Raw genomic sequence first — 24,013 nt, forward strand, 5'->3', positions numbered from 1 at the left:
GAAACCCTAAAAGCAGAGCGTTGAAGTCAGAATTCATACGTAATGCTGACCACATACTGGAAGTCGTCTTTATCGGGAAGATCGCCGCCCGAGGAGCGCTGAGGACTCTCAACACGATCCCAAATATAAGACAGGTCAATATCAAAGTCGTTGATGAGATCAATCGAAAGCGTGGCAACCGTATGATGGGTGTACCGTCCGTTTTCATCGTTGAGCCAGCGCATGCTGTAATCCACCAAAAAATCAACCCGGCTCGTGATGTCCTGGTCAAAGTACAGCCCAGACGCAAAAAACGCAGAAGTGGACGAAGTGTCTTCCCCGGCCTCGACGGATTCAAACTCCTTTTTCTGGTAGCCCAATCCAGAGTAAATGGACCACTCCGTTCTCGAGGTTCGGATCAAATCATAGCCCGGCCCGCTGCCAATCGAATATTCATTGTCAATATTGGTAAACTCATCGCTATAGTATTCGCCCTGCAAAATCCGCCAGTAAAACCGGGAGGTCAAAAACCAGCTGTAGCTGCTCGTCAACCGCTGATTGTCGGTGGTCTTATCGCCGTTGCTCTCGCTGTAGTTTGCCAAATAGTCAATAAGCAGCTGGCTCCGAGCGGTACGCCGCTTCAAACCAACCATAACCGTCTGATCGGTGGTTTCCGTATTGCCGCTGCGCTTGTTGAGTCCATACGACAACGAGCCCGACCACATGTCCCACCATCTCCGGCGTCCGGATGCAATGGCAACCACCCGCTTGCGCTCGACTTCGAATCTTTCCTCCGTGTCAAGAACCACCACTTGGCCATCCGTGATTTCAAGCAACCCCCGCCTGACGATCGTTCCCTGACCGCCTTTCCGTTCAACCAATACGTTCTGCCGGTTTCTCGTACGCAGCCGCTTAACATCCTCGAAGTCGAAGGTCTGCAGATCCATCTCATCGCTGTCGAACTCCAACTCATGAGCATACATCACCTTAAAATCGCCCTTCAGCCATTCCCCCGACGTTAGCTGCAGCCAATCGAATTTTTTGTCCGGCGGTGGCACAAACCGCTCCCAAGGATCATCCGGCTCACCGGACGCCTGCGAAATCAGAATGCCAAGGAGAACGCCGGCAACGCAGCCGGCCTGCTTAAATTGAAACATCATTATATGTCCTGTTCATAAGGATTCGTTTGGACTAAAGCTGGATAAATCATTGCGAAAAACCATGTAAAAACTCTTCCCAAGGCAATGGCCGCTACCTCAACAGGCGGTGCTGCAAAAAGGACTGCACGTCGCGGCGGCTGTCGACGATGGCGAAAACATGCAGTTTTTTCTCTTCGGTGCGGCAGATGATTCGCCATGCTTTGAACCGTATTTCGCGATACTTCGCCTTGTAGCCTTCGAGTTCTGGAGAGACATGCCCTTGCTCAGGGAATTCCGCGAGTTTTTGACAAGCGCCCCGGATGCCGGCGAGAATCTCGGTCGCACGGCCCGGGCTTTCTGCAAAAGTCAAAAAACCATGCAAATCGACCAGATCGTCGATGGCCTCTTCTGTAAAGAGAGCCTTCATTCCGCTCGGGTGCGTCGATGAATTTCCGCGAAGGCCTCGTCGAGAGGCTTAACCCGGCCTTCAGCCACCGCTTTTTCGCCGGCGGCAACAATTTTGAGCATCGCAAGCGTTTCCTGCGTCTGCTCATACGTTTTCAGATCCTGGATGATCGCCTTGGCGTGGCCGTTTTGGGTGATGATCACCGGATTGCGGGTTTTCGCGATGTCCGCCAGCATCTCTGATGCGTGCGCCTTGATGTAGCTGATGGGTTTGACCGACTCTGAAAGCAACATAACAACCTCCGGTTTAATTCGGACTGAATTTAGCCCCGCAAGAGTTCGGAAACAAGCTCAATCCTTTTGCCCGCGCTCGATGCGGCGATGGGCGTCCATGAGTTCGCCGGAGTTGGTCTGGGCGGCGAGCAGGGAGAGTTCGCCGCAAAGGACCGTGGCGGCGCAGAGGCAGGCGAGGCGGCGAGAGTTTTCGCCGGGCTCGCGGTCTTCGGTCAATCCCATGCGCTTCATGTTTTCCAGAACAAAGTCCAGCCCCTTGCCATTGCCGACAGTGCCAACAATGAGATTGGGCAGCGTGACGGAAAAGTAGAGATCGCCATCGCGCACCTCGGCCATGGTGAGGCCCTGCGAACCTTCGACAATGTTGGCGGCGTCTTGCCCGGTGGCAAGGTAGAAGCCAAGCAGCATGTTGGCAAAATGCGCGTTGGCGCTGCGCAAGCCGCCGGCGAGCATCGTGCCGATCAGGTTTTTGCGAATATTGAGTTGCACCAACTGGGCGGGTGTGGTCTTGAGGTAGCGTCGGCAGATTTTTTCGGGGATGGTCAGTTCTGCGATCACATATTTGCCGCGGCCGAGAATGCCGTTGACGGCGGTGGCCTTTTTGTCGGAGCAATAGTTGCCGGAGATCGAACCGTATTTTAGTTCGGGATGGAGTTCGAGGATCTGGTTCATCAACGCTTCAGCCGCCTGGGTGCACATGTTGTGGCCGGCGGCGTCGCCGGTGGTGAATTCAAAACGCAGAAAGAGCAGGTTCCCGGCAATCTGGGAATTTAGGTTGATCAGCTTGGCAAAGCGGCTGGTGCCCTCGACTACCGTTTGAAGCGCCGGGAACACCGCCTTGATTTTTTCCAGGGCCTGAAAAGCGGCGGAGGCATCGGCAGCTTCGAACAGGACGGAGCGGGTCATGCGCTCATCGACAACGGTGCATTGGATGCCTTCCTCGCAGTTCATCGAAACGCGGGCACCGCGATTGACTGACGGCCACAACGGCGCCTCATAGGTCGCCAGCGGCACCTCGTACTCACCCTCCATCACGGGGCCGGAAAGACGAACCGGCCCGACCAGCTTCATTGGAATTTGCGCAAATTCACTCATTTACTACTCCTGATAAAGAAAAAGAGTATGTGGGTGAACTTGCCTCATTGTCAAATTCACTCTCCGCGTGGATATTCCCAACGCTTCACTTCGGGAACACTACAAAGGAATTCCCCTTCGTAGTTCCATCGCAGCGAAGCGGAGATGGCTCATAGGATTCTAACATTTAAAGGTTTGTTAGCCTTCGGTAAATAGGGAAGATTGGGCGCATGGAAAAGATTAAAATTTTAGTGGTCGAGGACGAAGCCCCGATTCAGGAGCTGCTGCAGTTTAATCTGGAACGGAAAAAGTACCGCGTCAAAGTGGTCGATTCCGGCGAGGAGGCGCTGTCGATGGCGAGCCAGTACCAGCCGGACCTGATCCTGCTCGACATCATGCTTCCCGGCGCCGACGGGCTGGAGGTCTGCAAACGCATCAAAGCCGACCCCAAAACCGCGCGCATCCCAATCATCATGCTGACGGCCCTCTGCGAAGAAGCCGACATTGTTACGGGTCTGGAGCTTGGCGCTGACGACTATGTAACCAAGCCCTTCAGCCCCCGCGTACTCCTCGCCCGCGTAAAGGCGGCGCTGCGACGCATTGAGTCCTCTGCCCCAGCCGCCAACGACGACTTGATCCGCATGCATGACATTTCAATCGATGTCGCGAGGCATAAAGTGGCGGTCGGCGGAGCGGATGTGACCCTGACCTTCACCGAATTCAAGGTGCTACAGCTCATGGCCAGTCAGCCGGGTCGCGTATTCACCCGCTATCAAATCGTTGACGCTGTTCACGGCGACGACTACCCCGTCACCGACCGCTCCGTCGATGTCCAGATCGTCGGACTGCGCAAGAAACTGGGCGAAGCCGGCACCTGCATTGAAACCGTCCGAGGCATAGGCTACCGTTTTAAGGAAGAGGAATGAAAAAGAAGCACCTCTTCTGGTTGCTGTTGCCCTCCTATTGGGTTCTGACTGCGTTGGCGATCCTCGTAGTGGCCTTTTATGCCTTCCACTCGATGTCGGAGCTGTATTTTCAAGCGCTCGAAAAAGACATCCACACCCGCACCGTCCTGTTTGCGGAACAAATAGCCCCCCTCGTTGAAACCTCCAACGAAGCCGCTATTCATGCGCTTTGTAAAAAACTCGGGCAGGTCGCCGAAACCCGATTCACCATCATCATGCCCGACGGAAAGGTCGTTGGCGACTCCGACGAAAACCCCGCCATGATGGAATATCATGGCGACCGGCCGGAAATCCGGCAAGCTCTCGGAGGAAGCGTTGGCCTCGATCGGCGCTACAGCCGAACGGTTAAACAGGAGATGATGTATATTGCGGCCCCGTTGCTCGACGCCAACCACGAAACGCTCTGCGCTGTTCGCGCCTCGCTTCCAATGACAGCGATCAAAGCCGAACTCAACACGATGACGCAGCGGGTCATTGTGGCCTCGATTTTGACCGGCATTCTTTCAATGGCCGTTTGTATTGTCGTCGTCCGCCGCATCACCAATCCCTTACGCGGCATGGAACGCGCCGCCCGGCGATTTGCCGAAGGCGACTTCCACCACCGCATTCCTGCACAGCAGACCGTTGAATTCAATCAGTTGGCGGAATCGCTCAACAGCATGTCGGAACAACTCAACAAGACCCTTTCCACCATCAGTGAGCAGCGCAACGAACAAAACGCCGTGCTCTCCAGCATGGACGAAGGCGTACTGGCCATCGACAAACGCGAGCGGATCATCCAGATGAACCGCGTGGCGGGTGAAATACTGGGCGTGAACCACAAAGAAACCAACCGGGAATTGATTCAGCAGGCCGTTCGCTTTGCCAACCTTCAAGAATTCATCAAAGCCGTACTCGGTTCGCAAAAACCGCTTTCGCGCGACATGACTCTCATCGCCGACTCCGAAAAACAGATCCTCGCCAGCGGCCGCGTCCTGCTCAATGACGACGGCCACTCCATTGGCGCACTGATCGTCCTGCGGGACGTCACCCAGCTGCGTCATCTCGAAACCGTCCGCTCCGACTTCGTGGCCAACGTTTCGCACGAACTAAAGACTCCCATCACGTCTATCAAAGGCTTTGTTGAAACCCTTCTTTCCGACGAATGGAACCATCAGCCCGATATACTTCGCTTCCTCGAAATCATCAACCAGCAGTCCAGCCGTCTGAACGCCATCATCGACGACCTGCTCACCCTTTCCCGCCTAGAGCAGAAAGAAGGCCGCGTCATGAAAGAGGACAGCCAGCTTGCAGGGGTTTTAGAAAACGCCATTTACCTCTGCCAGCTGCAGGCCTCCAAGAAAAACATCTGCATCGAACTGACCTGCCCCGATGATCTGACCCTATCCATCAACGCGCCCCTGCTCGAGCAAGCCCTGGTGAACCTCATCATTAACAGCATCAAATATTCCGACCCCGATAAAAAGGTGATGCTCTTCGCCGAAAAACAAAAAGAACTCGCCGTAATCTACGTCAAAGACGAAGGATTCGGCATCGAGCGCAAGCACCTTGACCGCCTGTTCGAACGCTTCTACCGCGTCGATACCGCCCGAAGCCGCAAGCTCGGGGGAACCGGGCTAGGCCTCTCCATCGTCAAACACATCATCCAAGCCCACGACGGCTCCATCCGGGTTGAAAGCCAGGTAGGCGAAGGCAGCACATTCATTATTTCCCTGCCCCTCAACCCCCCGCCTAAAACAAACGAAAAAAAATAAAAATACCCCTTGCATCAAAACGGAAATCCGATACTTTCACTCGCCTTGTAACACAAAAAATTGCGGGGTAGAGCAGTCCGGTAGCTCGTCAGGCTCATAACCTGAAGGTCCTCGGTTCAAATCCGAGCCCCGCTACCAATTTGAACGGGTCTGAAATTCATTTCAGGCCCGTTTTTGTTAGTCCTAACGCCTGATGCGCTACTCTCCCCGAAATATGACATCGATTGACATGACCTGCGATCATTTGCCTCGTCATGCAAACAATCAGGCAAACATTTTGAGAGCGACCAGATCGGTAGCTCGTCAGGATCTAAGCCTGAAGAGCTACCGGATCGTGAAAGGCAGGCATTTGATTTCCGGCAAACACGCGAATGGTGGTAAGCGCCCGAGATTCTGGCTCTCGGCTCTCCCCCCTAGCCGAAATTCTGGGCTCTCCACCAAAGACGGGGGCGAGGGCGGATTTTCTTTAACCACACATTACGATTACTCTCAACCGGTAATTCGTAAAATTCTTAAATCCATACGCACGACGCTGGATCACTTCCATCTTCGTATGGAACCCTTCTGTGATGCCGTTGTTTTTCGTGAACCGCCACATGCAGGCGATCTCTGAACTCCAGTTGTCGAGGGTCTCAGCCAACGTCTCCATGGCCGGAAGGCCGGAGTAGCGCAATTTCCATATCCAGTCCATTAAGCGCTGGATCAGCGGCTGGCATTGCTTCTTGGTTCGATGCTTTATATTCAACAGCGCACAGAGCGATTCTTTGGCCTCGTAGAGGATCCGGACGGCTGGGTGGGCATCGAGGTAGCGGTCGAGCCGGAGCTTCTGATCAGGACGAAGCTTCGAGGCATGCCGCCGCATCAGCGAGAGCAGGCCGCGGTTCGCACGGCCGTCGGGGTCAAGCTGCTTCCATGTCGCCAGAAAGTGGCGAAGCACGGTGCGCACTACATGGAAGCGGTCCGCCACGATGCGGGCATTGGGGAAGTATTTACGGACGATGGCGCGGTAGGAGCCCGACAGATCGATGCAGACCACCTTGACGCGCTCTCGGCCTTTAAGCCCTTTAAGAAAGGGCTCCAACGCCTTTTCCGACCGTCCTAAGGCGAGCTCGAACACCCGATGCTTCTTAAGGTCGCAGAAGGTGGTGCTCCATTATACCCTGATTTCAAATCTTCGACTGTTATTCGGGGCTCCATCGTTCATTTCTATCACTTTGCTCACGCTATCCGGATATCTTTTCCACCGAATTCACTCACTTCGTCCTTTATTTTCAGACCTATTCGCCCCGGACGACTTTCCGTACAGGTGGACCACCTTATTCGGTTTTCCGGTCAAAGAATCATTTCCTTTCATTTGAAACAGCATTTCTGTTGGCAAATAACGTATTTTGACCTAATTTGAACCGCATGATTAGTAAGAAACAGGCACTGATCCGACTTCAGGGATTTAAAGAGACCAACGGTTCCAAATACGGAATTGTCTCGCTCGGTGTATTTGGTTCCTTAGCCCGAAATCAGGCATCAGAAAACAGCGATGTGGATGTGGTGGTTGAAACGCTGAATGTAGATGCATTTCAAATGGTCCATTTAAAGGACGAGCTGAAAAACCTGTTGAATACCGAGATAGATATCGTCAGAAAAAGACCAACCATGAACCCCTTCCTGAAAAAACGAATTGAACAGGATGCGGTGTATGTTTGATCAGGAACTGGTTATTGAAATCCTGTCCCAAATCGATGATGCGATTGAAGTCGTTCGCACCCGCTTTTCTGTCATTCACTCCATCGATGACTTTTTGAGTACCCCCGAGGGATTGGAAAAGCTGGACAGCATCTGCATGAAGCTGATCGCAATCGGGGAAAGCGTTAAAAACATCGATAAGCACACCGACAACCGATTACTTGCCGACTATCCGGATATCGACTGGAAAGGTGTCAAAGGAGTAAGAGACATCATTTCTCACCACTACTTTGATCTGGATGCAGAAGAAATTTTCGATATCTGCGAAACTCATCTTCCGCCACTGCACGCGACCATTAAACAGATGATCCTCGACCTGCAATGAGACACACGTACCGCTCTCGGCAAGCATCCTGCCTTCCACATTTCACGTCCCACAGAGAAACCACCCTTTATTAGCTGTTTACCCGCTCCTAACGGATATCTTTCTAGCCCAATCCTCCGGTTTCATTCAATGTTTGCAGGCATTTTCGCTACGGATTAGTTTTCGTAGGGACCAGGTAATAGATGTCGACATAGTCCAGCCCCATGCGCTGCAGCGACTGATCGAGGGAGGCGATCAGATATTTCCGGCTGCCGAAGTCGCCATAGGGGCCCTCCCACATATCCCAACCGTGGTCGACCTGGCTGGATAACGAACTGCAACCTCCACACCCCGATTGCTGTGTGGTGCGATATTCAGTTCTTCACGTAGCATGCTACAGCAATGGCAATGCTTCCACGGCATAAAGAGGAAGTGACAACAGTTCGAACCTGACATCCTCTACCGAGTCTCCAGATCGCGCTTTGACATCAACCATCATTTTCGATGGAGGATTCAAGTCAAAGCGGATGGCCTGAGCACTCCCTTTCTCCAACACAAACTGCTGAAGCGACTTCAGCGATCCGCTGGCCCCAGCCTTCACTTCTATAGGAAGAATCTGCGTTCCCCTCGAGATAACATAGTCAACCTCGGCATTGTTGGCTCGCCCTTCCCTCAACCAGTAACTGAGCTGCGGCTTCCCGCGATCCAAATAGGCCAGATGCTGGCCCACAAACTGTTCCGCCAACGGACCTTCATTGACCAAAACCTGCGCAGTCGCCTCGGATATGTCGTTCCACCTTCCGCCGCATAGGTAATTGACAATACCGACATTGGAGAATCCGAAAATACCGCATTTACTGGCGAAAACACGCGTAGAAATGAAAAAGGCTAACCCGAGTAGAGTTCGCCGTTAGAAAGATTGGTCGGCCCGGTTGGACAGCAATGCGAACCTTCTAAAAACGACTCTCCATCCGGGTCGCTACGATGTGGATGGCAATGCGAACCTGTTCTCCGAACAGTTAAGCTTCGTGATGGCAACACGTTGCAATAAAAAAGCGCAAAACCGGGTCAGATCGACCCAGTTTTCGCTTTTTGAAAGACCATCCATGCCGGTACTCCTGACTGGATAACAATGCGAACTTAGGCCCTTCCGAAACCCCAGTTTCCCGAACAGCATTTCGAACCATTCACGACCATTTCATTTTGGCCTCAAGTGTGTCGGCAGACAGATCTGCCCCACAGGTCCATTCAACGTAATACTTCCCATTCCTAATCTGAACAAAGGCATCCCAGTTCTTCAAAGGAGCAAACGCAGGAGAATCAAGATACGGGCTGACATCGACTGTTCCCGAACGGCCATCTTCAGCTACGACTTGGAGCACTCCAGCCTCCAGAGGTTTTACTTCCTGAATAATCATTGATCCAACCCCCGGATTGGTAAAGGATTTTGGCCATTAACAGCAAGTTCCCAATCGGCCATAAGATCTTCTTCATGAATTTCGATCCACGCGACAACCAGTTTGTTCTTTTTAGGCGGAAGTTTTCCGGCCAGCACGTCTCCGTTCTCGATGGAATACACGGCCATATCACCTTGGTACTCTGCATGAATATGCGGCATATGATGTTTTTCCGTGTCATAGAAAAACATCTTAATCAGAATCCCGTAAAATATGGAAATTGTCGGCATAATCCTAACCTCTCAAATAAATCAACGATCCGGAGAATCCCACAAACCCACCGACAAATCCAGCTTTTCGATGGCTCGATTCATTCCTTGTCAGTATACTTTTGCACTTTGTTGATTTCATAGGGGTGCGGAAAGGTATCACCTCCCGCAAATAATTGACTGATAGAGGTTTTAGGGGATTTACGATTTGGATAATTTGAAAGAGAATTCTTGGTTTCTGCAGGTGGTTTTCATTCTCATATCGCGATTTTTCATGCCGAGATATGATGCGCGAATTCAGATACTGAAACATCAGGTAAAAATGCTTCGTGATCGAATTGATGATCCGCGAATAATCACAACGTCCGAAGAACGTACAGAGTTGATGCGGCTGGGTGGGCTGATCGACCATCAAATCTCCGATGTCATACTGGTGGTTAAGCCGGGTACCTATCGCAGTTGGCTGCGGAAGAAGGCGGGCAAGAAACCTAAGCGAAAAGGTGGCCGCCCGGAAACGAATGAGGGAATCATCCAATTGATCCTTCGATTCGCTAAAGAAAACCTTGGATGGGGATACAAAAGAATTCACGGGGAGCTTAAAAAGCTGGGTATTAAAATCGGACGAACAACGATTAGGGATATCATGAAGCGCAACGGCATAAATCCGGTGCCGGATAAGGCGTACAAGAATCCCGACAGTACTTGGTCGAAGTTCATTTCTTCTCACATTGAAACTTTGGTCGCGATTGATTTTTTCACCAAGCCGGTTTATACGCTGAAAGGGAAATTCGACGCATACGTGCTGGTGTTTATTCACCTTGGAAGTCGTCGCGTTTTTATGAGTCCAGCCACGTTCCATCCCGATGAAAAATGGGTACTTCAACAAGCTCGGAACGCATCCATATGGATGGGTGAGATCGGGGTGGAAGCGAAGCATTTGATCAGGGATCGGGACGGAAAGTTCGCTGCGAGCTTCGATGCCTTCTGGGAATGTTCGGGTACGGAGATCGTGAAAACTCCGCCACGCACCCCCCAAGCGAACGATTATGCTTCATACTGCACCTCATTGGAACATTGGAATCTACGGTTTTGTTTGGCGGCATTGTTTCGCATTGCTTCAACCTTTCATTTTTCTGGATGGTGGTCTTCCTTTAGTTTGTATAAATACCTCTCTCCTCCGCACGCGCGTCTCTCAAATTGGTCTGAACATTTTCTAATTGTTGTTTGAGCGACCCGGTGCTCTATTGCAAGCTCTTTGGCGGTTTTCCACCCCTTGGCGAGGAGCCGGTCTTTGCGGTTGGCAAGTCCGTGGGTGTTGCATATCTTGAATATGATTCTGCGGTTAAACTCGCATCCCGCAGCGGATTTCCGGCCGCGCTGGACGAAGATTTGAACGATTTCGGACTCGGTGTAATGATCCAGTAGGCGGTCGATTTCAGTGATCATCTCTGGCGGGGTCTTGCGCATCTGCCATGCGGTCGGCGGGTGCGGGACGTCCAATGACCGGGTCTGCCCTCCCCTGAACCGTATCTGAACACGGGCATATTCGGGAAAACGCGTAAGTGTTACGTCTTCGATGAGCAGGCGGGCCATGCGCTTGCGCTGCTTGTCGGAGGTTGATGGATCGTTCCATATGCGTGGGAAGTCCTTGGCAAGCGCGCGTATCTTCCGACGGGCTGCCTCATCCAGGTTCAGACGGTCCTTTTCCCGTTGCTCTTCGTAATCCTGTTGCATGCGGGTTGCCTCACGGAGCTTCTCGTTCCAGTCCGCTTCGAGCTGGTCGGCAACCAGGCGGTTGCGCGGATCGACATTCATGAAGCGTTCGCGGGCCAGGTCGGCCTGGTAACGGGCTCGATCGACACCTTGGCGGCGAATGGAGTCGGCCTCCTCAAGCCTGGCCTGCACTTCATGCTGTACGTGCATGGAGAGATCGAGCGTCATAGGCTCGACAAGTTCGAGCAGGAGTTCGCCGACGGCGCGGTCGATCCCGCCCCCGTTCATGGCCTGGCATTTATCGGCTCCGTATTGGGTGGATTTGCTCTGGCAAAGGTAGTCCGGGACGGTTTTCCCGTGCCCTGAGTGGTACTTGACAGTCATCCGTTTTCCACATACTCCGCAACCGACCATTCCCTGCAGAAGCGCAGGACCTTCTCCCGGCGGATGGTCGCGCCGGTCGCTGCCGTGGGCCTTGGCGCAGGCCTGCAGGGTTTTAAGGTTGTCGTTGTATTCCTGCCAAGTGATATAACCGGCATGGGCATCGGGGATGACCACATCCCATTCCTCCATCGGCTTGGGTTTGGTTTGCGCAGGGCCGTTTATCTGCTTTCGTGTTTTGGTACGGCCAAACACATAGACTCCAGCATAACGCGGATTGCGCAGGGTATGCACCGCCCGTGAATGCGAAAGGGGCGTCCAATCGATCTGGCCGCGGTTCGGCCCGTTTTTAAGGGCTCGGGGAAACAGAATCTTTTGTTCGCGAAACCATTTCACCACCCCCATGGCTGATCCGGTGCGCCGATAGGTTTTGAAGAACACGCCAATCACCTCCTGTACCTGCCGATCCGGATGCAGGACGACCTGGTCGCGCGCGTCGCAACAAAAACCGACAGGCAGGGGCATGCGCAGCTCTCCGCGTCGCGCTTTGTTCATAAGCCCTCCCTGCAAACGCGCACGCAGCACATGCAGCTCCGCCTCGCTCATCGTGCCCTTCATGCCCAACAGCAGGCGGTCGTTGAAATCGGCGGGGTTGTACAGGCCGTCTTCGTCAAGGATCAGCGTATCGGTGAGCGCGCAGATTTCCAGCAGGCGGTGCCAATCGCTGGAGTTACGCGCCAGACGCGACACCTCAAGCCCCAGTACAATTCCCGCCTTGCCCATCCCCACATCACCTACCAGACGCTGAAACCCTTCGCGGTCGGTGGACGCGCCGGACTTACCGAGATCGGTATCGATGACGACGACGCGGTCGTCCGGCCAACTGCACTTTTTAATGTGTGTGTATTCGCGGGAGGAGTACAGACTGCCTTTCCTAACTTGGTTACCGGAACGCAGATCAATAAGCAAAAGATAAAAGCCTGGTTAGAGCCGTTGAACACCTCGGATGATTGGTCAAAATCGAATGCTTATGGGATTAAAACCTTGGGTGCCGGAGGAGCTAATCATAGTGAAGATATGCGCATTGGTAAATTTGCCGAACCGATTAAGAAGGGCGGAAATATTTACGGCAACCACTACAAACAAGGTGAAAAATGGTTCCGGTCAACCATGATTGCCATGCAGCAGCAGGCGGACACGATCTTTCTATTGACTAACGACTGGCGTTATCAGCGTGTTGCTCTGTCGAAGACAATGGATTCCGAGGATTGGATTAAAAACACATCCGCTGGACGGAAATGGGCTGAAAATCTGGTTAAAGCAAAAAAACTGTATGCTGAAGAAAATAAAAAACGTATTGCGGCAGGGCAACCGCCCAAAGTGCTTACCGGTCGTTGGTCATTAGTTCACACCTATTTCCCGAATACCCCAGGTATGCCGGGTCCGGAATGGCACTATTTTGAACCGAAGGATTTTGTGGAAGCATTCCTTTTGACTCGGGGAAAACATGAACCTTCCAGTATCCAGCTCCAAAGCGGTCTGAAGAAAAAAAAGGGTAAAGTTGATTTTTCATTTAATGTGATTCAGTTCGTGAAGTCCAACGGACAGCCCAGTGGACGGTCTTCGGAGAATTTCGGTAAGTTGACGAGTTTGTGTAAAGGAGATTATCAGACCATCGCCGGCCTTGAAGAAATTCAGGACTACACCGGGAAGGACTAGTTTCCACCATGAAAAAGAGATTGGGGGAAGATGGCGTGGTCAAGGAAGCGCCACCCTGCTCCAGCATGCTGGCCTCCTCCGCCAACCGAGCTCTGCGCGGAAGACCGCCTTTCACCGCCTAAGTTTGATTTCGATTTCGCGAAGAAAACCTTCACACGCCCCCCGATTGATCCAGAAACCCCCAATGCCTGCACATATCATATCCCTGCTTGGTCGAGAATGTTAAATAACTGACGCAAATCGGACCCCTGAACTCTCGCATCATACAGCCTATTCACGGTTGGTATATGAGATAGAGTTACTGTCATTATTCGTGTGATTTGAAAAATAGAGCGGTCTTTGATGTTATCAGGATGGGATTACGGGCTAATTGGTTTTTATGACGGGGCAGACTGTAAACTCTATGCATCGATTGCTGTTCAGTGAGGAGGCGACTCTCTCCACAGATGAACGGGCTCAGCGGGTTTCGAATATGAAACCACGGAGCGTCGCAGGACGTTTGGATGCTGTTGGCGAACAGCAAAGCGAATTTAACATAACGTAAGAGAAAAGGCAGGCGAATGTCATGTTAGGAAATTGGGATTATTTAGTGATAGGATTGTATCTTCTCTTTACCATGTCGATCGGGATGGTGTGCCGCAAGGTAGCGAAAAACTCGTCCGACTTTTTCCGTGGCGGCGGAAATATGATGTGGTGGATGACAGGGATGTCCGGGCTGGCTTCGGGGCTTTCGGCGTGGACCTTCACGGCGGCGGCCACGCGGGTCTACGACATGGGCTTTTTCATGATCTATCTCTATTGGTTGTGGGTGCCTGCTTATCTGATCATCTTCTTCTATCTGGCCCAGCGCTACCGCCAGATGCGAATCATTACCGTAGCCGATGGCATCAAACGCCGTTACGGCCGCTTTACGGAGCAGTTCTGGATCTGGGTGCAGATTCCCGCCAACATGATGATTGGTGCGATGTGGCTAATGACGGTTTCCATTTTCATGAGCGCCGCCGTCGGTGTTCCGCTCAACTGGTGTATTCTGATCCTCGGCATCGTGGTCACGTGCGTTTCGCTCGGGGCCGGGGCCTGGTCGGTCATTGCCAGCGACTTTGTGCAGATGACCATTATTATTGTCGGGGCAACCACGGTGTTGATCCGCGCCGTCACCCTGCCGGCCGTGGGCGGCGTGGATGGTTTCATGGAACAGATCCCTGAAGGATTCACCAACTTCTCGGTGGTCGAATCGCCCAGCATCTGGATCGCGTTCTTATTGTTGAGCATGATCATGCGCATTATGCAGGCTTCCGACCTTTCACAGGAAGGGGCCAAGTTTCTTTCAGTCAAAGACGGGCGGGAGGCCAAAAAGTCGGCGGCCATGCTCACCCTGGGCTATTTACTCGTTCCCATCATTGCGTTTGTTCCGGTCATGATCTGCTCCTTCATCTACCCGGATTTATCGGAGATCTTTCCCAATATGGAGAACCCGACCGAGGGCGCCTATATGGCGATTGCGGCGCACGTCCTGCCGACCGGGATGGTGGGCCTGATCGTCTGCGCCATGTTTGCCGCGTCAATTTCGAGCATGGATACCGCCCTGAATCGCAACGCCGGTTTCTGCGTGAAAAATTTCTATAAGGAATTTATCCGGCCCGAAGCCGATGAAAAGGAACAGCTGCTGATGGGACGAGTCTTTACCGTGATTCTGGCGGTTGCGCTCATTACGCTTGCAACCACACTCGCGAACAATCGCACGATTGGGCTGTTCGAGTTTTCCAACCTGGTCTTCTCGCTGGTCATTCCCCCAATGGTGGTGCCCGCCGTGTTTGGTTTTGTTTATAAGAAGACCCCTGTCTGGACGGGATGGAGTACCGTCATCGTTGGTTTCTCGGCCGCGTTTTTCACCAAGACGTTTATTTCGACCGATGCCGCCGGAAAATATATTTTCGGATTCGGCGACCAACCGATGAATTCGCTCGAGAGCGGGGACGTCACCTTCATGGTCATTACAGCTGTAACGCTCGTTTGCAGCATCTCGTGGTTCTTCTTCACGTCGCTCTTCTACAAACGTGTAACGCCCGAGCACAAGGAATCGATCGACGCCCTGTTCAAGGATATGCGCACGCCCATCGACCATGTGGCCGAGCACTCCGAAAACAATGATGCCACTCAGTATCACATCGTCGGAATGTTAAACTTGATCCTCGGATGTCTTTTGATGGTCGGATGCCTGATCCCCAATAGCTTTAGCGAGCGCATGGTCTTCATCTATTGCGGCGGAGTCGTGACCAGCATCGGCGGAATCCTGCTCTCCATCTACCGCAAGAAAAGTAAAGCGGATAGTTTGGTGCACGGCACTTACAGCAGGAGCTGAATTTATGGGTAGTCTATGGGATTTTCAGAAAAGACATCCAAATTGCCGTTGCTAATGGGATAACCCCTTTTTCCACAGCCGAAATACTCATTATCAAATTAAGATATTAACTTGGCTCTCCATCAAAGACGGGGGCGAGGGCGATCCCTGACTGCTATCATAGCAGTTGGATAAACAAAGGAGATCGCCATGCCCGAAAGAAAGATAGAGCTCATTGGTCCGGGGTTCAAGATTCATTCCGTGACCGGCAGCAACCCGAAGATCATTGAGGCCGAATATGTCGGCCCGGTGGCCTGTCCCGGCTGTGAGGGGACTGAACTCAGAACGAAGGACCGCATCCTCCGACGGCTGCATCATGCCAGCCTGGGACGTTCCGCAACCCGACTGCACCTGACCGTGCGCAAGTACCATTGCCGGCGTTGCGGTCGCTACTTCCGTCCCAGGATGCCCGGCATCCTGCCGTACCGCCGAAGCACGGAACAGTTCCGCCGACAGGTCTATCTGGATCACCGCGACGGCATATCCAGGGAGCAGCTGCGCCGCAACTGCAGGATTGGAACGGCCACGGTTGAACGCTGGTTCCACGACCACCTTGAGCTCAAGGAGCGTATGTTCTCCGGCCGGGAATGCCCGGAGGTGCTGGGCATCGACGAACACTTCTTTTCGAAGAAGAACGGCTATGTCACCACCTTCTGCGACCTTAAGAAGCATCGGGTGTTCGAGCTCGCCTTAGGACGGTCGGAAAAGGCGTTGGAGCCCTTTCTTAAAGGGCTTAAAGGCCGAGAGCGCGTCAAGGTGGTCTGCATCGATCTGTCGGGCTCCTACCGCGCCATCGTCCGTAAATACTTCCCCAATGCCCGCATCGTGGCGGACCGCTTCCATGTAGTGCGCACCGTGCTTCGCCACTTTCTGGCGACATGGAAGCAGCTTGACCCCGACGGCCGTGCGAACCGCGGCCTGCTCTCGCTGATGCGCCGGCATGCCTCGAAGCTTCGTCCTGACCAGAAGCTCCGGCTCAACCGCTACCTCGATGCCCATCCAGCCGTCCGGATCCTCTACGAGGCCAAGGAATCGCTCTGCGCATTGCTGAACATCAAGCATCGCACAAAGAAACAATGCCAACCGCTGATCAGGCGGCTGGTCAACTGGATATGGAAGCTACGCTACTCCGGCTTCCCGGCCATGGAGACGTTGGCTGAGACCCTCGACAACTGGAGTTCAGAAATCGCCTGCATGTGGCGGTTCACGAAAAACAATGGAATCACGGAAGGGTTCCATACGAAGATGGAAGTGATCCAGCGCCGGGCGTATGGGTTCAAGAATTTTACGAATTACCGGTTGAGAGTAATCGTAATGTGTGGTTAAAGAAAATCCGCCCTCGCCCCCGTCTTTGGTGGAGAGCCATTAACTTCCAACAAAAACAACCGAAGGAGAAAATGAAAACACCCATAATAAACTACCTGAAAGATCCGAGCCAACCCGAGAAGAACCTGGGCATGAATGGCCCTTGGCGCACCCTCTCCCTGAGCGGAAGACAAGGCCTAAACCCTACCAGCATTCACTCCCGGCTCGTGTTGCCGAAGCACAACCTCAACGACAAACGTGGAACACTCTCCATGTGGGTCCTGTCGCTGGAAGACCTGAGCTATTATAACTCCCGGGAATGCATGTCGATTGATAATCCGGATTTCGATGTCTATCCCTTTCTGAGCGACAACCCCAATCCCGCCGACTACGAAAAAGCCAACTTTTCACTACACTATCGACTCCAATGGAGCGTCCAACTCTATGCCAAATTCTACAAGGGAAACTTCTGGCCGGATCTGGTGGAATCCCCTCAGAAAGCACTGGTGGGCGTCGGAGACTTCATCTTCAAAAAAAATCAATGGCACATGCTTACTTTGGCATGGGATTTTGATCAAGAGCAGGCCTTCCTCTATATCAACGGGGTTCTTGCCGCCCGGGAAGATGTATACCACGATGCATTCCACAGAGATCCTTGCGGAGAATCTTTATATACCGGAAACCCAACCCTGTGCTACTCGGGCATCGAATTCTACGACCATGTTCTTTCGCCGGCCGAAACCGAGAAACTCTATCGGGATCAGGCGACGGATTGCGACGAAGAATTTCAAAAGGAATTGCGTTTGGAGCATGCCGGAGAGGGGCGAAAAACACTGGACTGGAAGCCCGACGAAACATGGGTAACACGCGAAGATCTCAGCCTGACCAAACCGAAAGATCTCGACTCCTTCTACATCCAGGGATTCACCGACGCCCCGAGCATCACCGAAGATGGCCTGCTGGTTGAAACCCCAAACCTCCCCCAGCAATCGGCAACGCTTGAAAAACAGGTCTATCTCTGGACCCGTCAGTTTTTTGAAGGGGACCTCTATGTATCATATGAATTCAACCCCTTGAAAGAAAGCGGACTCAGTCTCCTCGTGACCCAGGCTAGCGGAATGAACCGCGAACGATTCATGGATGACTATGAACCCAAAACAACCGGCAGCATGGACTCGGTACACTCCGACGCCATTCGGGACTACCACTGGGAGTATTACCGAGAAATGAATGACACACGAAACGACGTTGCCTCCCATGCCATGCTGAAAAATCCGTTTTGGCGCGGAGTCGCCTACGGATGTACGCAGAAACCCATTGAGAAGAATCAATGGCATCGACTGGAATACTTGCAGATAGGCGGAAAAATCACAGGCGCCATCGACGGGGAAATTGTGATCGAAGCAACCGATAGTCCCACAGCCGGGACCGGAGGCATTCTGCAAGCGGGTTACATTGCCATACGATGCATGATTCGCACGAGTATGCTGTTCCGCAATCTAAAGGTAATGACTTCAAACTTCCCGGAGTCGAGTCCGGTATTAAGCAAGTAATTACATCAGGGCTCTTCCGCTTAACCCCGATTTTAGGACCATCGGCTTAAGTGGAATCCTTTGGCGAGAAACGCCACGTGAACATTACCGAACGGCGCACCCGCGATGCCGGGCTGGATATGCGACGGGGCGGCCTGCTGAAAAAAACACCTGGGAGTGTCCCTTCCCCCAGGTGATCATTTTGCACTGCTTGAGTCTGTACGAAACGATGATCCCGTACAGTTTCTGCAAGATGCAAAAACCCTCAAAGCCTGGGTTCAGGAGATTCAAAATAAAGACGAATGCCACCAGTACCCATAGAGTCGCGCAAATGGCTAAATCTGACGACTCTTGCGATAACACATAGGGGACACGCCCACGAAGCTTGAAAACTGCCGGGAGAAATAATAAACATCCTGATATCCCAATTTATCGGCAATTTCCTGGATCCGCAATTCCGTTTCCACCAGCAACCGGCGAGCTTCCGCGATTCGACACTCGAGCCGGTATTGATGCGGAGAAACCCCGGTTTCACTGCGAAAGTGGCGGCGCAAAGTGGCCATCGACATATGATATTTCAGCGCCAGCACGGCATAATCTATCTTATTATTCAGCGCCCCAAGCTCCTCCATTACCGACTCTAGCCACGGGGGATCTTGTTTGCCTGCCGTAACTGTTCGCTCGCCCAAATAAAGCATTATGGCTTCCAGATGGTGCACGGCCCACGCCTGTCCCCAGCGGCCCGGACGCTCCAGTTCCACAAACAACTGGTCGAAGCGATGCGCCAGCCACTGGGCATCCTTTTGTTCCAGGGTTACGGGTAGGCGCGGAATAATGCCCTCTGCCGCCCATTGCATTGAAAGCGGCCCCGTAAAGGCAATGTAGCGGTGATCCCAGGAATCGCTGGATGCTCGCGGGTGAAAGCGCATGCGTGGCCCAGGAAATCCTGGCCAGATTGAGGGGGAATTCAGCTCATAGCGGTCATTATCGTAAAACAGCTCCACTCCTCCGCCGAGCATCAACTGCAGCGAGTAGTAGTCCAATGCCTTGTCCACGGTCGCATGACAATGCGGAACATGAGCCCCATGGAGAAACAACAATGATTTCATTTGGTAAATTTATAATGCAAACCATTGATTGGCAAATCCATTTACTACGCATGACCAAGTGGGGGCTCTTCGTCACTTTGAATGGATAGAAATAGGCCGGAACAATTTTTTGACCGGATAACTGGATATTAAGGATCTAGATCTTGTTAATCACATTTCAAGAAAACACCGGTCGCCAAAGTAATGCTGAAACCGGGCGGGGTGGAGACGATTAATCTAAGAGAAGGCTCTATTATTAACTAAAGCGAATCCCATTTAGTGTACCGAAGCAAGGATTCCAGATGGAGAAAGAGAGATTTTGAATAAGGGGAATATGCCGATCAACCGGATGAACCGCCCACTCAAAGACATCCTCTCAATCCTGTTATCCGATCGGAAACTCTCCATTGATCCACGCAAAGTAGAAAAGAGCCAATTTAACAACTTGATTGTATAGTGCAAAAATATGCTCTTCGACTCCATTCACACTCCGCGCATAACATGCAATAATTTGTTCATAACTGTCGAAAAATGACACCTACAGGGGTAATAGAATGGATATCGAAACAGAACAAATCAATGGATGTAAAAAGCTCTACGCCGAAGTGTTTCAAGGCATAACCGGCCGTATTCCTCTCATTATCACACCGCCTTGCGGGGCGGAGCCCGACAAGAAAGAGTTGGTACTCCATACGGAAGCCGCGATGGCGCAGGTTGCCGCAGCACGTCAGCCCAAGGTGGAGGCGAAATCCGACTGGATTCCAACCGTGAATTTTGGATGGTATCAATGTATTGCCGTCCCGAGCCTTTTTGGAGCCGAACCATTCTATCCCGCAGGTTCGGAGCCGATCATCGAACCCATCTTCTCCAGCATGGAAGGCGCCGTCGCGGCGGGAACCCCGGAACTCGCCGGGCCGATCATCGACCAAATGTTTAACTCGCTGCAAACCGCACTGAAGCATCTTCCCGCAGGATTTGCCCTCTCCTTCCCGCCCTCCGCGTCGCCGTTCGACCTCGCCCAGCTGCTGCTCCCTGCCGACGAATTCATGGTGTCCCTCATCTATGAGCCCGATGCCACCATGCAGTTTCTCAACAACCTGACCGACCTTTGCCTGGAACTGACCGATCAGGTTCGCAGTCAACTTGCGGGAACCACAAGCGAACACATCACCAACCGCGGTACCTCCTTTCATGGCCATCGTTTGCCGAGCGATTCAATCGTCAACCTATCGCCCGACCTCATTCGCGCCTTCGTGCTGCCGATTCTCAACCGTTATTCCGACCGCTACGGCAACCTGATGATTCACTACTGTTCCAAGCCCGCGCCTTCCGGACATATCCTGCCCGTCTTGTGTGAATGCGCCGCGGTTAAAGCCGTTGACACCTGGCAAGGGCCCGATGCCTTTATTGGGGATGACATCAACGTGAGATTACAATCAAAAACCGCGTTGCTCTTTGATGTTGACCTAACCACCGAAGAAAAAATGGACAACTTCCTGACGTGGGAGCCCATTCGCAATGTGGCGCGTAAAAATGGACGCGGGTTGGTTATTGAAACTACGGCCCCCTCCATCGAGGCCGCTCACGAAATCTATTCAATGTGGCAGAAAAAAACGGCGGCTATTAAAATGATCAGAGGGCTTTTAAAATGCACGTCGTGAAAAACCACTCAGTTGGTAAAAACAGGTTGTCCCCAGGCATAGAACTCCTCATATCCATAACCTTGGCCCTCTCTGGCAAACGTTATTTTTGCGCGAACCTGTCCGTCTGAGCTCGTTGGCTTATACATTCCTTCAGGTAGAGCAGTTAACCATACAATCATTCTCGGTAAAGATGTCAGGCAGGCCTTCACTCCGTTGTAAACATCGATGCAGGCAGACCTTCCTTGTTGTAAAGGTTGGCGCCTTCGGGATTCGATGACCATGCATAACGCACCACCATCGGATTCCCAATCTCGGGATGCGATACTTCGATGGCATCCTTGGAAATAATTTTGACATCGGCCCATTTCCAAACCCGATCCTTTCCGCAAACCTGAAAACGCTTGAGCGGCGCGTCGACTTCGATGGGGTCTTCCAACAGATTTTTATGCCCCGCCATCAGGCCCGAACCGACATGACTGAATTTGATCAACACGTTACGTCCACTAATCTCATATCCTTGGTAAAGCGGTCCGCTATAGGCAGGGACCTTCACATCATAATCTTTTGCCAAAGCCCAAAGAGCGAGGCGTTTGCCGATATCGATCTTATTGCGTGGATGAACATCCTTTGCCTCACCAATATCGATAGCCACCGCCATTCCCGTGTTTGGCAGCTTAAGGCAGCGCCGCTGCTGATCGCATATGCTCGCCCATTCATCGTTTTCGATCGGCCCAGGCTTCGGATTACGGTATGAGGCAAGCTGCACCCAGTAAAACGGCACATCACCGCGATTCCACTCCGAGCGCCAGCTGCGGATCAACGTGCTGAAGTAGTCCTCGTAGCATTCGGTCATGTAGCCCGCATTCGATTCACCCTGATACCAAATGACCCCCTTGATGGCGTAGGGCACAACGACGGAAACCATTCCATTGTGCAACGAGGCAGGACACTTCTTATCCTCGACCGGATCACCTTGCATCTTTGGACGATACCCCTTCTTTCCATTGGCGTTCCATTTTTCGAGCGCGACTTGATGGTTTGCTTTGGCATCTTCCAGGGTCCAGACCGAGGAACGTTTCTTCAGATCCGCCATTTCTCGTTTATAGTACGCGGCCGTTTCTGGGTTGGATAGATAGGTTCCCGTTGAAATCCACGGTTGTATGCGGGTGCCGCTCCATGCACATTCCAGCAACCCGATGGGCACATCTTTCAGGTGTTTACGAAGTTCCCGACCAAAGAAATATCCGGTGGCAGTCATGTCCGATGTATTCGCCGGAGCAACCGCCTTCCATGATCCTTTAAAATTATACTTTTTTTCGTAGGGCGAAGGCATGTTTGGCACTTCTATATGTCGAAGCAGCGGATCATTGGCCGTGGCAATTTCTTTTTTGGTGTACTCAGAAATCGGTTGATATTTTTCCTCCTTGGCATTCGCGGCGAAGCCCTTCATGGGCGCATCCATGTTCGACTGCCCGCCACAGAACCACACCTCGCCCGACGCCACATCCTTGATAACCACCTTGTTATCTCCAACCACCGAGATGACATGTCCAACGCCAGCCTTCGGCGTTTTTAGAACCACCTGCCAGGAACCATCCTTCCCCGCCTTGGTCATCGCCTTCGCGCCCCAGGTCGCGGATACCTCTATTTTTTCGCCCGGATCCGCCCACCCCCATATGGGCGCTAAAGTTTCACGCTGAATCACCATGCCATCAGAAAAAAGCGACCCGAGCCGAACATCGGCCAACGCCGAAAACGAAACCAATAAACATCCGATAAACAACCCTTCTTTACGCATGACCTTCTCCTAATTCGCCGGGATGAATTCGAAGCCCGTACTCATCAGGCCAACCAAATATTCATTCCTTTTTAATTCCCAATCTCTTTAATGCCAACGACGGCCTGCACCGGGTGCACTTCATATTTAGCCGTGATCTCGCTGACCGTATTGATCCCTCTCAAGGCTTCAAGTGCGACCTAGGCATTGAACTCTGCCGTATGTTTTCGTCTTTGATTCGTCATAGCTCCTATCCTTCTCATTTATGGCGCCATGCGCCAAAACCTAACTTAACCGGTGGTCCAGATTCTCAAGTCCGCCTCTCAACTCCTCGAAAAATAAAGAGACGCATACTCATTCGTTAGATGAAAATTTGTCTTTGAGAGCGATGGCAGCATACTCAGTTCGGGATCAGTCAGCGCTTCATTGCTATAGTTGTAGCGGCCACATAAAATCGACCAGTTGGAGGTTTCGCCCCAAGGTTCACCGTAATGTGAAAGCTGACTCGCCGGAATCCACATTTCAGCACTCCACCCCTGCTCACTCGACCCGCTTTCATGCTCTGATCGGTGGATGATTGCAGCCGTTTCCAAGCCATGAAAGTCATGATCGTTCAGACATCTATCGAGGGTGACGCCGGATCGCTCTGCGGGAAAAAACAAGGTCGTCTTGTTTCCTCGTGGAGTGGCATACATTTCCCAGTAATACTCATCATTACGAGGTTTCAAAAAAAGCTCGAATACATCTCCGAACATATAATGAAACTGCTCATCTCGTTTGTTTTTCGCCACCACACAAGAGTCTTCCAACTTGGCAGCCACATACAATCCATGCTGGTTCCACGCAAACTTCACCAGGCCCCCCTCCTGAGGACAACCGGCTTTATCTTTACTGTTAGACAGCGGATAGCCGGTTGCGGAGCTCCAGATGCCTTCATCGGGGCTTCCGGTGATCTCGGGACACTCAGGCACATAAACCGCCTTAATAATCGGATGGTCATTCATCGTTCAATACTTTGATTTCATTTTTAGCGTCTCACCATTTCAGTATTCTTGAATTAATTTCCACAATTCCCACCTACCGTTTTGTTACATCCACATAATAAGCGCCGCAGAGTTCTTCCCCGGCCTCATC

The 24,013-nt window shown here is 52.2% G+C and carries 21 protein-coding genes, 1 tRNA gene and 2 pseudogenes; 11 read left to right on the top strand and 13 right to left on the bottom strand.

Annotation, left to right across the window (positions count from 1 at the left end; translation table 11 throughout):
• Positions 1-26: 26 nt before the first annotated feature.
• The 4 genes from SCARR_RS05340 to SCARR_RS05355 form a co-directional block, all read right to left on the bottom strand.
• Positions 27-1,139, bottom strand: coding sequence for a DUF481 domain-containing protein (locus SCARR_RS05340; RefSeq protein WP_136060474.1), 1,113 nt, complete (start codon positions 1,137-1,139; stop codon positions 27-29).
• A gap of 91 nt (positions 1,140-1,230) precedes the next feature.
• Positions 1,231-1,545, bottom strand: coding sequence for a type II toxin-antitoxin system RelE/ParE family toxin (locus SCARR_RS05345; RefSeq protein WP_136060475.1), 315 nt, complete (start codon positions 1,543-1,545; stop codon positions 1,231-1,233).
• Complete coding sequence (locus SCARR_RS05350; protein WP_136060476.1) at positions 1,542-1,817, bottom strand: type II toxin-antitoxin system Phd/YefM family antitoxin; 276 nt, start codon at positions 1,815-1,817, stop codon at positions 1,542-1,544. The genes SCARR_RS05345 and SCARR_RS05350 overlap by 4 nt, the downstream gene beginning before the upstream one ends.
• A gap of 57 nt (positions 1,818-1,874) precedes the next feature.
• Positions 1,875-2,912, bottom strand: a complete 1,038-nt coding sequence (locus SCARR_RS05355) for a hydroxymethylglutaryl-CoA reductase (RefSeq protein WP_136060477.1) — start codon at positions 2,910-2,912, stop codon at positions 1,875-1,877.
• 209 nt (positions 2,913-3,121) lie between these two features.
• Between SCARR_RS05355 and SCARR_RS05360 the strand changes: the two genes are divergently transcribed.
• The 3 genes from SCARR_RS05360 (at position 3,122) to SCARR_RS05370 (ending at position 5,748) form a co-directional block, all read left to right on the top strand.
• Positions 3,122-3,817 (top strand): response regulator, encoded by a 696-nt coding sequence (locus tag SCARR_RS05360; protein ID WP_136060478.1) that lies wholly within the window; start codon positions 3,122-3,124, stop codon positions 3,815-3,817.
• The gene (gene pnpS / locus SCARR_RS05365; RefSeq protein ID WP_136060479.1) at positions 3,814-5,610 is read left to right on the top strand and encodes a two-component system histidine kinase PnpS; all 1,797 of its coding nucleotides are present in this window, start codon (positions 3,814-3,816) and stop codon (positions 5,608-5,610) included. The genes SCARR_RS05360 and pnpS overlap by 4 nt, the downstream gene beginning before the upstream one ends.
• Before the next feature lie 61 nt (positions 5,611-5,671).
• Positions 5,672-5,748: transfer RNA gene (locus SCARR_RS05370), tRNA-Met, on the top strand.
• A 328-nt stretch (positions 5,749-6,076) separates the two neighbouring features.
• Here the strand turns inward: SCARR_RS05370 and SCARR_RS05375 are convergent.
• A pseudogene (locus tag SCARR_RS05375) lies at positions 6,077-6,745 on the bottom strand (ISL3 family transposase); the annotation flags it as partial.
• Positions 6,746-7,017: 272 nt separating this feature from the next.
• On the opposite strand from SCARR_RS05375, the gene SCARR_RS05380 reads away from it, so the two are divergent.
• Both SCARR_RS05380 and SCARR_RS05385 read left to right on the top strand, forming a co-directional pair.
• A complete protein-coding gene (locus SCARR_RS05380) occupies positions 7,018-7,311 on the top strand; it encodes a nucleotidyltransferase family protein (protein ID WP_222846188.1) in 294 nt (97 codons plus the stop codon).
• Positions 7,304-7,675 (top strand): HepT-like ribonuclease domain-containing protein, encoded by a 372-nt coding sequence (locus SCARR_RS05385; protein ID WP_136060481.1) that lies wholly within the window; start codon positions 7,304-7,306, stop codon positions 7,673-7,675. Before SCARR_RS05380 ends, SCARR_RS05385 begins: the two co-directional genes overlap by 8 nt.
• Positions 7,676-7,850: 175 nt before the next feature.
• Here the strand turns inward: SCARR_RS05385 and SCARR_RS05390 are convergent.
• From SCARR_RS05390 to SCARR_RS05405, 4 genes and pseudogenes are all read right to left on the bottom strand, one after another.
• Positions 7,851-7,964 (bottom strand): annotated as a pseudogene (locus tag SCARR_RS05390) (L-glyceraldehyde 3-phosphate reductase); the annotation flags it as partial.
• A gap of 84 nt (positions 7,965-8,048) precedes the next feature.
• Positions 8,049-8,534, bottom strand: coding sequence for a DUF4143 domain-containing protein (locus tag SCARR_RS05395; protein ID WP_136060482.1), 486 nt, complete (start codon positions 8,532-8,534; stop codon positions 8,049-8,051).
• A 307-nt stretch (positions 8,535-8,841) separates the two neighbouring features.
• Positions 8,842-9,072 carry a DUF2442 domain-containing protein gene (locus SCARR_RS05400; protein ID WP_136060483.1) on the bottom strand — a complete coding sequence of 77 codons (231 nt, stop codon included), beginning with the start codon at positions 9,070-9,072 and terminating at the stop codon, positions 8,842-8,844.
• Positions 9,069-9,341 (bottom strand): DUF4160 domain-containing protein, encoded by a 273-nt coding sequence (locus SCARR_RS05405; protein ID WP_168433018.1) that lies wholly within the window; start codon positions 9,339-9,341, stop codon positions 9,069-9,071. The genes SCARR_RS05400 and SCARR_RS05405 overlap by 4 nt, the downstream gene beginning before the upstream one ends.
• Before the next feature lie 187 nt (positions 9,342-9,528).
• Here SCARR_RS05405 and SCARR_RS05410 point away from each other — a divergent pair, with 187 nt between their 5' ends.
• Complete coding sequence (locus tag SCARR_RS05410; RefSeq protein ID WP_136060484.1) at positions 9,529-10,548, top strand: transposase; 1,020 nt, start codon at positions 9,529-9,531, stop codon at positions 10,546-10,548.
• Here SCARR_RS05410 and SCARR_RS05415 read toward each other — a convergent pair.
• A complete protein-coding gene (locus SCARR_RS05415) occupies positions 10,446-12,383 on the bottom strand; it encodes a recombinase family protein (protein ID WP_136060485.1) in 1,938 nt (645 codons plus the stop codon). The two genes, SCARR_RS05410 and SCARR_RS05415, sit on opposite strands and share 103 nt — an antisense overlap.
• 24 nt (positions 12,384-12,407) lie before the next feature.
• Between SCARR_RS05415 and SCARR_RS05420 the strand changes: the two genes are divergently transcribed.
• The 4 genes from SCARR_RS05420 to SCARR_RS05435 all read left to right on the top strand — a co-directional run bounded on the left by SCARR_RS05420 (position 12,408) and on the right by SCARR_RS05435 (position 18,392).
• Positions 12,408-13,133 (top strand): hypothetical protein, encoded by a 726-nt coding sequence (locus SCARR_RS05420; protein ID WP_136060486.1) that lies wholly within the window; start codon positions 12,408-12,410, stop codon positions 13,131-13,133.
• A 565-nt stretch (positions 13,134-13,698) separates the two neighbouring features.
• Positions 13,699-15,495, top strand: a complete 1,797-nt coding sequence (locus SCARR_RS05425) for a sodium:solute symporter family transporter (protein ID WP_136060487.1) — start codon at positions 13,699-13,701, stop codon at positions 15,493-15,495.
• A gap of 189 nt (positions 15,496-15,684) precedes the next feature.
• Positions 15,685-16,860 carry an ISL3 family transposase gene (locus SCARR_RS05430; protein WP_136060488.1) on the top strand — a complete coding sequence of 392 codons (1,176 nt, stop codon included), beginning with the start codon at positions 15,685-15,687 and terminating at the stop codon, positions 16,858-16,860.
• Positions 16,861-16,931: 71 nt separating this feature from the next.
• Entirely contained in the window at positions 16,932-18,392 is a 1,461-nt protein-coding gene (locus tag SCARR_RS05435; protein ID WP_136060489.1) for a DUF1961 family protein, read from the top strand.
• Positions 18,393-18,706: 314 nt separating this feature from the next.
• Here SCARR_RS05435 and SCARR_RS05440 read toward each other — a convergent pair whose 3' ends face one another.
• A complete protein-coding gene (locus SCARR_RS05440) occupies positions 18,707-19,480 on the bottom strand; it encodes a helix-turn-helix transcriptional regulator (RefSeq protein ID WP_136060490.1) in 774 nt (257 codons plus the stop codon).
• Positions 19,481-20,013: 533 nt separating this feature from the next.
• Between SCARR_RS05440 and SCARR_RS05445 the strand changes: the two genes are divergently transcribed.
• Positions 20,014-21,120, top strand: a complete 1,107-nt coding sequence (locus tag SCARR_RS05445) for a uroporphyrinogen decarboxylase/cobalamine-independent methonine synthase family protein (RefSeq protein WP_136060491.1) — start codon at positions 20,014-20,016, stop codon at positions 21,118-21,120.
• Positions 21,121-21,307: 187 nt separating this feature from the next.
• Here SCARR_RS05445 and SCARR_RS05450 read toward each other — a convergent pair whose 3' ends face one another.
• Both SCARR_RS05450 and SCARR_RS05455 read right to left on the bottom strand, forming a co-directional pair.
• Positions 21,308-22,900: a sialate O-acetylesterase gene (locus tag SCARR_RS05450; RefSeq protein ID WP_136060492.1), complete on the bottom strand. Its 1,593-nt coding sequence runs from the start codon at positions 22,898-22,900 to the stop codon at positions 21,308-21,310.
• 302 nt (positions 22,901-23,202) lie between these two features.
• A complete protein-coding gene (locus SCARR_RS05455; protein WP_136060493.1) occupies positions 23,203-23,883 on the bottom strand; it encodes a DOMON domain-containing protein in 681 nt (226 codons plus the stop codon).
• Positions 23,884-24,013: the final 130 nt, after the last annotated feature.

Origin of the sequence: Pontiella sulfatireligans, from assembly GCF_900890705.1 — a bacterium.
Taxonomy (GTDB): Bacteria; Verrucomicrobiota; Kiritimatiellia; order Kiritimatiellales; family Pontiellaceae; genus Pontiella; species Pontiella sulfatireligans.

What these genes read in the sequence shown, in the direction of transcription:
- SCARR_RS05345 (WP_136060475.1), bottom strand. Translation starts at nt 1,545, where the DNA reads ATGAAGGCTCTCTTTACAGAAGAGGCCATCGACGATCTGGTCGATTTG.
- SCARR_RS05435 (WP_136060489.1), top strand. Translation starts at nt 16,932, where the DNA reads ATGAAAACACCCATAATAAACTACCTGAAAGATCCGAGCCAACCCGAG.
- SCARR_RS05405 (WP_168433018.1), bottom strand. Translation starts at nt 9,341, where the DNA reads ATGCCGACAATTTCCATATTTTACGGGATTCTGATTAAGATGTTTTTC.
- pnpS (WP_136060479.1), top strand. Translation starts at nt 3,814, where the DNA reads ATGAAAAAGAAGCACCTCTTCTGGTTGCTGTTGCCCTCCTATTGGGTT.
- SCARR_RS05400 (WP_136060483.1), bottom strand. Translation starts at nt 9,072, where the DNA reads ATGATTATTCAGGAAGTAAAACCTCTGGAGGCTGGAGTGCTCCAAGTC.
- SCARR_RS05355 (WP_136060477.1), bottom strand. Translation starts at nt 2,912, where the DNA reads ATGAGTGAATTTGCGCAAATTCCAATGAAGCTGGTCGGGCCGGTTCGT.
- SCARR_RS05440 (WP_136060490.1), bottom strand. Translation starts at nt 19,480, where the DNA reads ATGAAATCATTGTTGTTTCTCCATGGGGCTCATGTTCCGCATTGTCAT.
- SCARR_RS05360 (WP_136060478.1), top strand. Translation starts at nt 3,122, where the DNA reads ATGGAAAAGATTAAAATTTTAGTGGTCGAGGACGAAGCCCCGATTCAG.
- SCARR_RS05385 (WP_136060481.1), top strand. Translation starts at nt 7,304, where the DNA reads ATGTTTGATCAGGAACTGGTTATTGAAATCCTGTCCCAAATCGATGAT.
- SCARR_RS05350 (WP_136060476.1), bottom strand. Translation starts at nt 1,817, where the DNA reads ATGTTGCTTTCAGAGTCGGTCAAACCCATCAGCTACATCAAGGCGCAC.
- SCARR_RS05450 (WP_136060492.1), bottom strand. Translation starts at nt 22,900, where the DNA reads ATGCGTAAAGAAGGGTTGTTTATCGGATGTTTATTGGTTTCGTTTTCG.
- SCARR_RS05455 (WP_136060493.1), bottom strand. Translation starts at nt 23,883, where the DNA reads ATGAATGACCATCCGATTATTAAGGCGGTTTATGTGCCTGAGTGTCCC.
- SCARR_RS05380 (WP_222846188.1), top strand. Translation starts at nt 7,018, where the DNA reads ATGATTAGTAAGAAACAGGCACTGATCCGACTTCAGGGATTTAAAGAG.
- SCARR_RS05340 (WP_136060474.1), bottom strand. Translation starts at nt 1,139, where the DNA reads ATGATGTTTCAATTTAAGCAGGCCGGCTGCGTTGCCGGCGTTCTCCTT.
- SCARR_RS05430 (WP_136060488.1), top strand. Translation starts at nt 15,685, where the DNA reads ATGCCCGAAAGAAAGATAGAGCTCATTGGTCCGGGGTTCAAGATTCAT.
- SCARR_RS05445 (WP_136060491.1), top strand. Translation starts at nt 20,014, where the DNA reads ATGGATATCGAAACAGAACAAATCAATGGATGTAAAAAGCTCTACGCC.
- SCARR_RS05425 (WP_136060487.1), top strand. Translation starts at nt 13,699, where the DNA reads ATGTTAGGAAATTGGGATTATTTAGTGATAGGATTGTATCTTCTCTTT.